Genomic DNA, 12,765 nt, shown 5'->3' on the forward strand with positions numbered 1-12,765 from the left:
GCTTTCTTGGCAGCGGGCTTCTTTGCAGGTGTGGGTTTTGGTTGTTCAGTCATGTATATTCCTCCTTAAATCAGAGTGGAGCCATCCCAGCAGAGACTCTCGAATCATGCGCCATCCAGCGGATGATTCGCCCATTGCACATAACCCGGTTTTAGGCATTGTGCGAAATGTGGACGAGTGTTGCTGTTAGATTGTTTCTCCACTGAAGATTACTATACTACATGTTGTGTAATTTTTGTATGTCAAGTACAACCCCTTGGTGAATTTTCAATTCGTCCGATGCATATCGAAAAATCGGATTTTTGCCTTTCCCACCGCAATTTCTCGATGTCGCAATTTTCCTCGAGCAAATCTTAATCAATTGCGCCAGCATCGGATGAATTGGTTGTCGGTACTTTTGCGCACTCGAGTTTCTCCAGCTGCAGTATGCCATTCGTGCCGTGTTTATTGAGATAAATCAAGTCTCGAAATTTTCATCCCCACCTCTACCACTGCCCGCCGCGTGCAAGGAAGCTGGAAAAGCAAAACCACCTGAGTGCCCCGCGACCATAGCAAAAAAACCTCGAGAATGAATGCCTGTACTCTTGACCTGGCGTAAGGTTAAAAAATTCAGCACTGAAATTTCTTGTATTCATCGTGCAATTTCGCATACCGCTGGACGGGTGCAGGGATGGGTGATGCAGTGTGGAGTTGAACCAGAGGTTTCGAGTTTATCTACTGCTGTGGAGCAACCCTGGGCAATTTTAAGGCTCTTGATGTGCCGGGTTGCGCCCTGGAAAAATCCATCACCGGCTTTCGCAATCGTTACAAACGGTGCGCAATTCCCGGGTGATTGCTGGTCGGATCGTCCCGCGCGACATCTGCGAGAACCGCCTGGCTCGAGCCAGGGAACGCCGCCATGATGGTGCGGGGAATTCGTAAAATCGCCCTGCGATAGAATACTCAGCATGTTGGATTCCAAAACACTGGCTCTGGCCCAGGATGTGCGTGCACTGCTTGCCAGGGGGTTGGAGGCATTGGCCCGATCAGGGGTCGAAACCGAACCGCTCAAGCAAGCTTTGCTGGATCTGGACGGCCCCTTCTTGCTGGTGATTGCAGGTGAGTTTAACAGCGGTAAATCGTCTCTGCTCAATGCATTGTTGGGGGGCGACTTCTTGAAGGAGGGTGTGACGCCCACCACCGACCGAATTAACCTGATTGGCTATGGCCCCGAACCCCGGCTCGAGCCGCACTCTCCCGAACTGGTGGTGATTCAGTTGCCCCATGCGCTCCTCAAGGATGTACGGCTGGTGGACACCCCCGGCACCAACGCCATCCTGCAACACCACCAGGTTCTGACGGAGAAATTTCTGCCCCGCGCAGACCTGATCTTGTTCGTCACCAGTGCCGACCGGCCCTTCACCCAGTCCGAGGCCGACTTCCTCGACTTCATTCGGGCCTGGGGTAAGAAAGTGCTGCTCATCATCAACAAGATGGATCTGTTAACCGAGGCCGAGTTACAGCAGGTACTCGAGTTCGTGCAAAAAGGAGCCGACCAGACCCTGGGGCACGTCCCCCCCATCTTCTCGGTATCGGCCCGCCGCGCACGGCAAGGCGATCTGGCCCTGAGTCGTATCCCCCAGCTCGAGGCCCACATCCGGCAGGTGCTCACTCACCAGGCCGCCATCCTCAAGCTGGGTTCACCCCTGGGGGTGCTGGCGCGATTAACCGCAGAAGCCAGACCCACCCTGGAAGCCAGGCTCAAAGAAGCCGAGAAACAACTCGCCACCTGCCGCGAGCTCGATAGTCTGCTCAAGCGGCATGAAGAACGCACCCGCCGCGACTTTACCGGGCAGGTCGCACTGGCGCTGCAAGCCATTGACGAGGTGCGCAGCCGAGGTGAGCGCTGGCTGGATGAAAAAGTGCGTTTCTCCAAATTTCTCGAGTTGATGCGGTCGAGCAAACTCAAGCAAAGCTTTATTGACGATGTGGTCAAGGGGGCCAACCAGGAGATCGAGCGCAGGGTGCTCGAGGCCATGAACTGGCTGGCCAAGCGTGACCGCGAACTGCTGGAAGATGCCCTGTCGCTGTTGCGTGAAGCCCCCGGTCTGCGCCAGGCCGAACAGGTCGGCCCGGAAGAACGGGCCATTGCGGGCAACCTGGAAGAAGCTTTGCGCTCGTTCGATGTGGAGGCCGAAGCCACTCAGTTGCGCGACTTCATCCAGGAAAGCCTGCGCGGCACCGCCCTGGCTGAAGTGGGGGTGATGGGTCTGGGCCTGACCATCCTGCTGGTGGCACAAAAAATTGCCTTCGACATCCTGGGCATTTTTGCCACGGTGTTTGGGGCCATCCTGGCCACCTCCATCCTGCCCCGCCGCAAAGAGACCGCCAAAGCCCGCCTGCGCGAACGGCTGGCCGAGTTGCGCAGTACCCTCGAGCGGGCCTTGAATGAAACCCTGGATAGCGAAATGCACCGCACCCGCGAACGCTTCAACAACCTGTACCGCACCCCCTGCACCCGGTTGGAGAACAGCCGCGATACCACCCTGGCCCAGCTTCAGCAAACCGACCAACTACAAGGCGAAGCCCTCGAGCTGCGCCGTCGGCTGGGTTAGGTGACGGAATCTTTTTTTCTGAGAACCGCCTTATACCCGATTCGGTTAGAACCCGACCGAAGGGAGAGGCTTTATTCGCCGACCGTCCGGGAGGGGGGTGCTCCAGGATTCAAAAAGAGAGCCTCCGGGTCTCCTGGTTGGAGGATGATCTTTTTGAATCCGGTATTATATCCCAGCTTCGTGGGCCTTTACGGTGAGCACCGGGATCGCTGAAGCCCGCACTACCCCTTCGGCCACCGAGCCCAGGCCCTGTCCTCCCTGCCCACTCACCCCCACCACGATCAGATCCGCACTCCAGGCTCTGGCCGACTCTACGACCTGCTGGGTGGGACTCCCCGGCACAACCTCATGGCCGGGCAGGCCGGTTTCGCCGCTCCAGGTATCCGAGACCAGCATCTCGAGCTCAAGCAGCGCCTCGGTCGCTGTAAACGGTGAGTCCTCCGTCACCACGTGCAGCACCTTTAACTCAGCCTGGGGAAAGTGCGAACGGGCCACCTCGAGCGCACGCTGCGCACAGGGTGAAAAATCGGTGGCTACCAGCACCTTCTTGAACATTGCCCACCTCCACTTCAACGCACTGCAGCCTTAGCCTAGCTATCAGGAATGGGCTTTGTGTCCCACTACCGCGCTCTTCACAGACCCCCTGTCTCGGTGTGGACGTGTGGCGACGGTGAACCCACTCACAAGATCGCCGACCGGCCAGACCAGTGTGGAGAGCGCTCAGGGACACCCGCAACACCGGGCATACAGCCTGGGAATCTATCTGACCGCTCAGCCAACCCAGCAACAAACCCCTGCATACCCCAACCATGGAGCCTCGAACACAGCAACTTCCTCTAATAAAGAAGCTCCAGCAGCCTTTCCTTATCGGAAGAGGCCGCTGGAGTCGGAAGCAGGAAACCCGTTACCGACTTTCCCGCTTTCAACTGAAGTTTATATCCAGACCGGCTTGTGCACAAGGGACTTTTATCCCTGATCTGGGGAGGAGCGGCGTGGCAGTGTCAACCACTGGACGGTGGGTAGTAGAAGGTTGTTTCCGAATCAACCCCCTCCTGCACGACCCCCAGACCAGACGATCTGGCCAGTACGCTCAACACCCTCTGGCGTATACCCACCCTTCACCCCCATTTGGGGGTATTCGGACGTAACGCCTAAAGGCGGGTAGGCCGTGCATCCATCACAGGAGGTACGTAACGCTTCGCATAACTTGAAATTACATTGCGGGCGGAAATACCTCTCTGCAGTCATTCGTGCCTCCGCCCGCAAACCTGGAGGAAAACATGGCAAAACTAGTCGCGGTAGATGACTCCCTGGCAGACCTGAAGCTAATCGAACACGCGCTTTCGCAGTACCACCAGGTCGTGCTGTACCAGGGCAGTGAAAACGTAGAGCAGCGCATCGAAGCAGAAAAGCCGGATGCAGTGTTGCTGGATGTGGTGATGCCGGGCCGCAACGGCTACGAAGTGCTGCGTTCGCTACGACGGAGTGAGCCTACCAAAAACATTCCGGTGCTGGTTATTAGCTCTAAGAGCGAACCCACCGACATCGAGTGGGGCAGACGCCAGGGCGCCAGCGGCTACCTGACCAAGCCCTACACCCCCGAAGCTCTGCGCAAAGCAGTACAGGAGCTGCTATAAGCGGAAAGCAAGACCCCGCCCGTGGGGTAACACCGAACCACGGCACAAGGGCTTACTCATGATCAACACCACTGTCAGCAGAGTCTGGGTGCTGCGCTTGGGCAGCACGTTTCTTGGGGTGGAACCTCGAGATTTCAAAGAAGTGTTGGAAGTAACCCAACCCACCCCCGTCCCGCTGGCCCCCCCACCCTTGCTGGGACTCATAAGCAACCAGGGCCAAATCGTGCCAGTCTTCGACCTGAGCGGGGTTTTGCAGATCGCTCCGGCGGGTTCAGGCATCGCGGCCTTGCTCGAGTTCGAGGGGCAACCGCTGGCCTTCATGATTGACGAAGTGGTCGGGCTGCGCACCCACCTGAGCGGGGCCTGGACCGCCCCCAGCCAGGATCCTCTGTTCAGCGCCATCCTGGAGGAAGACGGCAGAACCGTGCAAATCCTCGAGGTTCGCAACCTCTTTGCATACCTCTCGGTACAGATGTCTACACTGGCACAGGCATCCGCTACCCCCGGCAGACCGGTGCCACAAGCCTAAGGAGTTCACGTGGAACAAACACATCTTGCCATGAGCCATGATCCCCTGCTGGTGGGGGCTTCCTTTTTGGTGGCCATCTTCGCTGCCTATGCCGCACTGGCCATTATCAACCGCCTGAGGCAAGGAGTAGCCGGCCAGGGCTGGCTCTGGCTGGGCGCAGCAACCTTTGGACTGGGGGTGTGGGCTATGCACTTTGTGGCTATGACCGCGCTCGAGATAGACAGGCTAGTGGCTTACAACCCCTGGGTCACCCTGGTCTCGGTGTTCTTCGCGATTTTTGGCGCTGCGGCTGCCTTCCAGTTGGTCAGCAAACCCAAGGTCAGCATTGCCCAGGTGCTGGGCTCCGGTTTTTTTCTGGGGGCTGGCATCGGTGTGATGCACTATGTCGGCATGTTTGCCATGCAGGTGGATGCCCGCATGGAGTTTGATCTGCCGATGGTGGGGGTTTCGGTGTTAGTCGCGGTGGCGCTCGGCACTTTCGGCATCTGGACCCTGATCAGCCCTGCCTTCCAACACCTGCCTTTCCGCCACCTGATCTCCGCAAGTCTGGCCGGTCTGGCAATCCCCTTCATGCACTACACGGCCATGCTAGCAGTCCGGTTCAGCCCAACCGAGCAGCAGGTTCACAGTATGGTGGCGGCTGGCAACCTGCTCTCACTCAATATCTTCTTGCTGCTAGCGGTTGCGCTGGTGGGGCTACCAATGCTGCTGACCTCACTGCTGGAAGGCCCGTCAGATAAGGAGGCCGAAGCATGATCCGCAAAGCCCCCCCCCGACGCTCCAACTTACGCCCACCAGGTGCTGCTACCCGTCTGGTATCGGCCGGTGGTTTTCTGGGGTCTCTCAAAATCTGGCAGAAACTCCTGCTGATTGTGCTGGCCTTCTCGGTGGCTGGCATCTGGCCTGTAGCCACCCTGTACCTCAATCAACAGCGCCAGGAAGCGCAGGCTCGTGACAGAATCCTGGGGTATCAGTACGTGCTGGTGCTGTTCGAGGCCATCCAGCAGGTCAGCGAACACCGCCGCCACACCCTGGATGGCCGCTGGCTGGCCGCCCAGGCCGACCTCGAGAAGGAATCCACCGACGTAGATGCGGTACTGACAGAGCTCACCCAGCTAAATACCAGCCTGGGAGATCGCTACCATCTAGCCCCCGTCCTGCAAGAGATCACCCAGTCCTGGCAGCGTCTCAAGGGCCAGAACCGGGTTCTTGGCAATATGGCGGTCTTCGAGCATCATCACGCTCTGATCAATCAGTTGCGACAGACTGCCGAGCAGGTAGCACTCTCCTCTGGTCTGCTTCTGGGGGCCGAGGCCGAGGTTTTCCTGATTTCCGAGACCGCCGTCCGGCACCTGCCTGCTCTGCGCGAAAATCTGGCTCGGCTTCGTTTTCAGGGTGTGGAAGTGTTTGCGCGGGGTACGGCGCTCACCTTCGAGCGGGAATTGATCCGGAGCCAGATCAGCCAGGTCAGGCGTCAGCATGAGGCGATCCTCTGGAGCATTACACAGACCCGGATCGCAGAAACCCGGGGTCTGGAAGCCCTGGCCCTCGAGTTCGAGCGGCTGGCAGCCCAGATCGAAGAGATAGATGCCCTGCTGACCAGTGCGCTTCAGTCTCCTGGCCGGCTTACCTATCGCCCCGCCGACTTCGCTAACGCCATAACACCGATCAATGTGGGTATTACCCAGCTTCAAGCAGAGACCCTCTCGGTAATAAGTCGGCAGGCTATCATCACCTGGCAAGAAGTCCAGCGCGAGCAGGCCCTCACCTTTGTGGTGATTGCCCTGGCCCTGGTGCTGGCCCTGGGCATGGTGGGCACGGTAACACAATCCATTACCGGCCCGGTGGGCCAGTTGTTTGCCGCCTCCAACCGCTTGCGCAAAGGCGACCTGGGGGTACAGGTGGAGGTGCTATCCTCCGACGAGCTGGGCTCGCTGGCCCGCACCTTCAACGAAACCACCCTGCGGCTCAAGGCCCGGGCCGAGACCGATGCGGAGCAGCTTCGTCAGACCCAGCTCCTGCAAGAAAACATCGGGGCTTTCCTTAACGTGGCCATGGATATCGCCCAGGGCGACCTGACCCGGCGCGGGCGCGTGACCGAGGACGTGCTGGGCAACGTGGTAGACGCAGTGAACCTGACGGTCGAAGAGATTGCTTACCTGCTCAAGCAGGTACAAACTGCCGCTGAAATGGTGAACCAGGGTGCTTTGCAGATGGCCCAAAGCTCGGGAAGCGTGCAGGAAAAAGCCGAGTCGCAGGCCGAACTTTCGGCCAGGGCCCGCATCGAAGCCCTGGATGCCACCGATACCATCCGCACCATGGCCAGCCAGGTAGTGCAGGGCTCCGAGCTGGTCATGCAGGCCCGCGAAGCCGCCGAACAAGGCCAGAGCGCGGTGCAAAACACCCTGACCGGCATGCAGAATATCCGCCGCGAGGTGCAAAGCATCTCCAAAAGCATCAAAGGCCTCTCCGACCGCTCGCTCGAGATCTCGGAGGTGGTGGATGCCATCGGAACCATCGCCAAGCAAACCAACCTGCTGGCTCTGAACGCTGCGATTGAAGCAGCGGGGGCTGGCGATGCCGGTGCGCGTTTCGCGGTGGTGGCCGACCAGGTGCGCAAGCTGGCCGAAGACTCGGCCCGTGCGGCCCAGCGGGTAGGCTTGTTGGTCAAGGGTATCCAGACCGAAATTCAAGGGGTGGTGATCTCGGTAGAAGGCGGTACCAAAGAGGTGGAGCAGGGCTACCGCATCGCGACCGAGGCTGGCAACAAGCTGGAACAGATCGCCATCCTGGCCCAGCAGTCTGCGGATGCAGCCCACTATGTAGCCCAGGCTGCCCAGGAGCAGGTAGGCCGGGTGGAGGAAGTGACCAGCGCGGTACAGGACATCTACAACACCGCCCTGCAAACCGACCAGGAAAGCCGCATCGGCCGCCAGACCGCCGAGGAACTGCGAACCCTGGCTCAGCAGCTTAGCCAGAGCCTCACCCGTTTCCGGCTGCCGGCATAAAGGAGAGCGCCGTGGTGAAGCAGACTTCCCTACCGATATCCCCGCCCGGCAACCATCCGCCGCGCCCCAACCTTCTGCGGGCCTTCCTCGAGGATACCCCCTTTGCCGCCCGGTTTGCCGTGAACGGCCTGGGAATCCTGCTGATTATTGTGCTGCTGGCCGGTGCGAGTCTGTGGGGCCTGGGACAACTGCGCCAGCAGATTGACCACCTGCACTTTCTCACCCTGGCCTCGCAGGTTTCGCTGGGTACCGCCGAGAGCCGTTACGCCGAGTTGCAGCGTAATGTGGAGAGCATCGCCAACCCCAGCACCTCGGCTGGTCACCGCGCCGCCCTGATTACTCTCAGCCAGCAGACCCTGCAGGAGACTGCCTTCATTCTGGAACGCTACCAGGCCGAGTGGATCAGCAGCGCCAGTCCGGCCTTTACTGCCGCACTAGCGCGGCTCGGGCAGGCCGATTTGCAGCAACTCGAGGCCGAGGTCTTGCAGCAGCTACAGACCTCCCACCAGGCGGTACTCCCCTTTTTTGAGCGCCTCAGCCAGCAGGCCCTGGGCGGCAGGATTGACCCCCGCACCCTCGAGGCAGTTCAGCTCGGCTACGATCGGGTACGGGCCGACCTGCGCAACCTGATTGAGATCAACAACCAGTTTGCCACCCTCTCCCATACCGAGGCCACCGCCGCTTACCAGCGGTCTCGTGACCTCTTCATTGCGGTTCTACTGGGGGGTCTGGCCCTGGCCGCCTTGTTCAACGGTCTGCTGCTGCGCTCGCTCCAGCAGCGCTCTCGCAGCCTGCTTCGTGGAGCAGAGGCTTTGCAACAGGGCCGCTACGACCACCTTACTGGGCTGGGGGGTCGCGACGAACTGGGGGTAGTGGCCCGCACCCTGGACAGCGCAGTGGTGCAGCTACGAGGTTTCCTGACCAGACAGGAAGAAGAGCGGCAACGTGGGCTGGAACTACAGCAAAACGTGCGCCGTTTCCTCGATATCGCCACCCAGATTGCCAGCGGCGACCTCACCAAGCGCGGTGGGGTCAGCAACGATGCGCTGGGCAGCGTGGTAGACGCCGTAAACCTCACCGTAGAAGAGATTTCCTTCCTGCTCAAAGATGTCCGGCAGGCCGCCGAGTCGGTGAGTCAGAACGCAGCCCAGATGGATCAACTCACCGCCTCCATCGCATCGGGCGCGCTGCTGCAAGCCCAGGAAGTAAGCCAGGTACAAAACCAGTCCCAGCAGGTGGCCCACGGGATCCGCCAGATGGCCCAGAGCGCTAATGTCACCGCCCAGGCTGCCCGACAGACCCTCGAGTCGGCTCAGTTGGGTCGTCAGGCCGTGACCCAGACCCTTTCGGGCATGAGCGATATCCGGATGGAAATGCAGGCCGTAGCTGAGAACATTGCCGCGCTGGCCCAGCGTTCCGCCGAAATCGAGGACATTACCAAAGTACTCGAGGACTTCGCCTCGCAAACCAACCTGTTGGCCCTCAACGCCACTTTCGAGGCTGCGGGTGCTGGAGCCGCTGGTCGCCGCTTCGCCGTCGTTGCCAATGAGATCCGCAGGCTGGCCGAGGAGTCGGCCCGCGAGACCAGCCGGGTGAGCAGCCTGGTACAGCAGGTACAGAGCGACATCGCCCGCGTGGTAGGGCTGGTGCAGGACGGGGTTCGCGAGGTGGAAACCGGCTATGGCGTAGCTACCAGCGCGGGGAGCCGCCTCGAGGAAATCGCCAGCCTGGCCGCGCAGTCCGCCGGCCTGGCCCAGGAAATCTCGGGACTGGCCCAGAGCCAGGTGTCGGCGGTGGAGCGGGTGGATCAGGCGGTGCAGAAAATCGCCCACACCGCGCAACAAACCGGCCATGAGAGCCAGGAAGGGCGTCGGTCTGCCGGGGCTATGCGCGTCCTGGCCGAGCAGCTTTCGAGCAGTCTGGGCCGCTTCCGCTTGCCCGACTAAGGCTATACCGTGCGCAATGTACAGTGACCTCGAGGTCGAAATGATGACACAACGCAACCCCCGCCCAAGCACTGGAACGTTTGTTCCCACAAATATCCCTTAGCGGTCTGTCAGGAGCCTGCATGTCCGCCACGACCACACCTGATCTGCTGCAAAGTTTCCTCGACGAGGCCTGGGAAACCGTGGTGGTCTTTGAGCAGACCCCCGAGTTTCTAGCCATAGGGCGTCACGAACCCCTGGTAGTAATGGCCCACCGCCTCAAGGGTTCGGCTGGGTTGTACGGTTTTCCGCAGACTTCCAACCTGGGAGCCCTGGCCGAGCGTATTCTGGAGGGGGCACCCCATTACACCGAGGTTCAACAGGCCAGAGTCATCGAGCTCATGGGCCAGGTAACCGCGGTTCTGATAACCGCCCTGGAGAACATCGCCATCCACGGCAACGAGGGTCGGGTAGGCCTCGAGCTCGGCCGCCTCGGAGCCGCCACCCTCATCCAGGAACTCACCGCCGACAACCCCCAGGCCTTCGTCCGCAAGTTGCCCGAGTCCAGCCACCAGGAATCTGCTCCCACCCCACCCCACCCCCAGATGGGCCTGGTCGAGGAATTGCAGGGGTTCTACCGGCAAAATGCCGAGTTCTGGGAGTTCTTCGCCCCCGAAACCCTGGAAAACCTCGATCAGGTGGGCAATGCGCTGGTGAGCTTACAGTCCGGTGACGAGAGTGGCGAACACCTGCAGGCCCTGTTCAGGGCCATGCACACGGTCAAAGGCGCCGCCTATTCGGTGGGCTGCAGACCCATCGGCGCCTTTGCCCACCAGCTCGAAGACCTGATGGTGGAGGTACGCGAGGGACACAAAACCTGGAGCCACGAAACGGCCCAGGTGATGCTGGAAGGCTCGCAGGTGCTGGGAACCATGGTCGTAGTGGCCGAAGGCAAGGATTCCCCAGCGGCTCAAAGGCTGCCCGGGCAGGTCTTTGATCTACAGGGCCGGCTGGCGCTTTTGCTTGGGCGAGCAGCCCCCATCCGCCCTGATACGCAGCCCACCCCAGCAGCACCCAGTCCCTCCCCTACCCCCCTAGCCCCATCCCGACGCCCCCGCCCTAGCAGCACCGCTTCGGTGCGGGTCAGCCTCGAGCGTCTCGATGCCCTGCTCAATATTGCCGGTGAAACCCTGGTGACCCGCTCGCGCCTCGAGCTGCTAATGCACCGCTTCGAGGAGATGGACAACCTCCTGGAAAGCGCACGCCAGCGGCTCCTGCGCACCACCGCCGATTTCGAAACCCGCTACCTCAACCCGCGCCTTTCGCTCTCGCGGGAAGCCCAGAACCCCACTCAAACCCCTCAGGCCCAAAGCACCCTGGGCAAGTCCGTGCAGGAGCTTTTCTCCGAGCTCGAGTTCGACCGCTACGACGACCTCAACATCCTGGCCCGCTCCATTCAGGAGATGACCAGCGACCTGGTCGAGGTACGCAGAACCTTTAGCACACAGCTCAAAGAGTTCCGCCAGGAAACCGAGTTGTTTGGCAAACTTTCCCAGGATTTACGGGGCGAAGTGGGTCGCGCCCGCCTGGTTCCGATTGGCCGTTTCTATCAGCGCCTCACCCGCCAGATACAGCAACTTGCGGCGGGGAAACCTGTTCAGATACAGTTCCAGGGTGAGCAGGTCGAGATTGACTCGGTGTTGCTCGACGGCTTATCGGAGACCCTGGTACACCTGGTCAACAATGCCGTCATCCACGGCCTGGAAAGCCCTGAAGAGCGTCTGATTAGCGGCAAGGCGGCCCAGGGCACCCTGACCATCCGCAGCCTGCAACAACGCAGTGCCCTGGTGTTGGAAATCAGCGACGATGGGCGGGGCATCAACCTGGAAGCGGTTAAGCAAAAGGCCGTCGAGAAGGGACTGCGCACCCAGGCCCAGGTGGATGCCATGCGCCCAGAAGAAGCTGTCCAGCTCATCTTCCTCTCCGGCCTCTCCACCGCCTCGGCGGTTTCGGATATGGCCGGACGTGGGGTGGGCCTGGATGCAGTCGCTGCCACCATCCGCCGTCTGCGCGGCGACCTGACCCTGGAAACCCGCAGTGGGCTGGGAACCACTTTCCGACTGCGCATCCCGCAGAACCTGGTGGTCTCCGACATCCTGTTGCTCCAGTCTGGCGGTCAGGTGATCGCCCTTCCCCGCGAAAGCCTCCTGACCCTGCTCACCGCGCCTGCTGACCGTCAGGAAGTGGCCTACGAAGGCAGTACGATCCCCATTCAGCGACTCAGCGCGCTTTTGGGCCTGCCCCAGATGGCGCAGGACGAATACGCCCTGGCCGTGGTGGAAGGACGCGGCGGGGAGTGGGTCGCGTTGGCGGCTGAGCGCTTTATTGGGTTACAGCAAGCGCTGGTCAAACCCCTGACTACCCCTCTTTCGGAGTTGCCCCACCTGATTGGAGCGACCGTCTCGGCTACTGGGGAGGTCATCCTGGTGATGAGTCCCAGCGGCCTGCTCTCGTTAGATACCTCCATACCCATCCAGACCCGCATCGAAACCACCCGCATCCAGCGGTTTCCGGTTTTGCTGGTAGACGATTCGCTCTCGGTACGCAAAGTGGTGGCGCAGATGCTGCGCAAGGCCGGACACCAGGTTGTCACCGCTGCCGATGGGCAAGAGGCCCTCGAGCTCCTCGAGCAACAACCCTTCCAGGCCGTGGTCACCGACCTCGAGATGCCCCGCATGTCGGGCTTCGAATTGCTGGAAGAAGTGCGTCGCCGCCCCAACCTCTCCCACTTGCCGGTGGCTGTGCTGACTACCCGTGCCTCGGCCAAACACCGCGACCTGGCCGTCGAGCTTGGTGCAAATGCCTACCTGACCAAGCCAGCCGACGAGGTAGAATTGGACGAGTTTCTGCAAGGAGTATAGCTTGCGGCAGTCGTTGCACCGAGTCCAGCCCTCCGGGCATAAATGTTTGTCAGGAACGCAATTTGCAGGCATTACCAGGGGTGCTGGCATGGCAAAGGAGATTATTCAATGACCGCACTGATCCTGACCGGTCAACCGGGGCGCGGTACCG

General features: G+C 60.6%; 8 protein-coding genes. 7 read left to right on the forward strand and 1 reads right to left on the reverse strand.

The genetic code is table 11. The features are described from left to right. Positions 1–947: 947 nt before the first annotated feature. Positions 948–2,594: a dynamin family protein gene (locus Q0288_RS10765; RefSeq protein ID WP_299430260.1), complete on the forward strand. Its 1,647-nt coding sequence runs from the start codon at positions 948–950 to the stop codon at positions 2,592–2,594. 165 nt (positions 2,595–2,759) lie between these two features. Here the strand turns inward: Q0288_RS10765 and Q0288_RS10770 are convergent, their stop codons facing one another. After that, positions 2,760–3,149 (reverse strand): universal stress protein, encoded by a 390-nt coding sequence (locus Q0288_RS10770; RefSeq protein ID WP_299430262.1) that lies wholly within the window; start codon positions 3,147–3,149, stop codon positions 2,760–2,762. A gap of 725 nt (positions 3,150–3,874) precedes the next feature. On the opposite strand from Q0288_RS10770, the gene Q0288_RS10775 reads away from it, so the two are divergent. The 6 genes from Q0288_RS10775 to Q0288_RS10800 all read left to right on the forward strand — a co-directional run bounded on the left by Q0288_RS10775 (position 3,875) and on the right by Q0288_RS10800 (position 12,614). Continuing rightward, positions 3,875–4,231 (forward strand): response regulator, encoded by a 357-nt coding sequence (locus tag Q0288_RS10775; RefSeq protein ID WP_299430264.1) that lies wholly within the window; start codon positions 3,875–3,877, stop codon positions 4,229–4,231. A gap of 58 nt (positions 4,232–4,289) precedes the next feature. Beyond that, positions 4,290–4,760 carry a chemotaxis protein CheW gene (locus Q0288_RS10780; RefSeq protein ID WP_299430266.1) on the forward strand — a complete coding sequence of 157 codons (471 nt, stop codon included), beginning with the start codon at positions 4,290–4,292 and terminating at the stop codon, positions 4,758–4,760. A 9-nt stretch (positions 4,761–4,769) separates the two neighbouring features. Then, on the forward strand, positions 4,770–5,516 hold the full coding sequence (locus tag Q0288_RS10785) for an MHYT domain-containing protein (RefSeq protein WP_299430268.1): 747 nt from the start codon (positions 4,770–4,772) through the stop codon (positions 5,514–5,516). Then, positions 5,513–7,768: a methyl-accepting chemotaxis protein gene (locus tag Q0288_RS10790; protein WP_299430270.1), complete on the forward strand. Its 2,256-nt coding sequence runs from the start codon at positions 5,513–5,515 to the stop codon at positions 7,766–7,768. The genes Q0288_RS10785 and Q0288_RS10790 overlap by 4 nt, the downstream gene beginning before the upstream one ends. 14 nt (positions 7,769–7,782) lie before the next feature. Then, complete coding sequence (locus tag Q0288_RS10795) at positions 7,783–9,714, forward strand: methyl-accepting chemotaxis protein (protein WP_299430272.1); 1,932 nt, start codon at positions 7,783–7,785, stop codon at positions 9,712–9,714. Between the two features lie 122 nt (positions 9,715–9,836). After that, positions 9,837–12,614 (forward strand): response regulator, encoded by a 2,778-nt coding sequence (locus Q0288_RS10800; protein WP_299430274.1) that lies wholly within the window; start codon positions 9,837–9,839, stop codon positions 12,612–12,614. The last annotated feature ends 151 nt before the right edge of the window (positions 12,615–12,765 follow it).

This window comes from uncultured Meiothermus sp. (assembly GCF_937863175.1).
Classification (GTDB): domain Bacteria; phylum Deinococcota; class Deinococci; order Deinococcales; family Thermaceae; genus Meiothermus.

Bases quoted from the DNA above. Each gene is read 5' to 3' on its own strand.
- Q0288_RS10790 (WP_299430270.1), top strand. From the start codon at position 5,513: ATGATCCGCAAAGCCCCCCCCCGACGCTCCAACTTACGCCCACCAGGT.
- Q0288_RS10800 (WP_299430274.1), top strand. From the start codon at position 9,837: ATGTCCGCCACGACCACACCTGATCTGCTGCAAAGTTTCCTCGACGAG.
- Q0288_RS10765 (WP_299430260.1), top strand. From the start codon at position 948: ATGTTGGATTCCAAAACACTGGCTCTGGCCCAGGATGTGCGTGCACTG.
- Q0288_RS10775 (WP_299430264.1), top strand. From the start codon at position 3,875: ATGGCAAAACTAGTCGCGGTAGATGACTCCCTGGCAGACCTGAAGCTA.
- Q0288_RS10770 (WP_299430262.1), bottom strand. From the start codon at position 3,149: ATGTTCAAGAAGGTGCTGGTAGCCACCGATTTTTCACCCTGTGCGCAG.
- Q0288_RS10780 (WP_299430266.1), top strand. From the start codon at position 4,290: ATGATCAACACCACTGTCAGCAGAGTCTGGGTGCTGCGCTTGGGCAGC.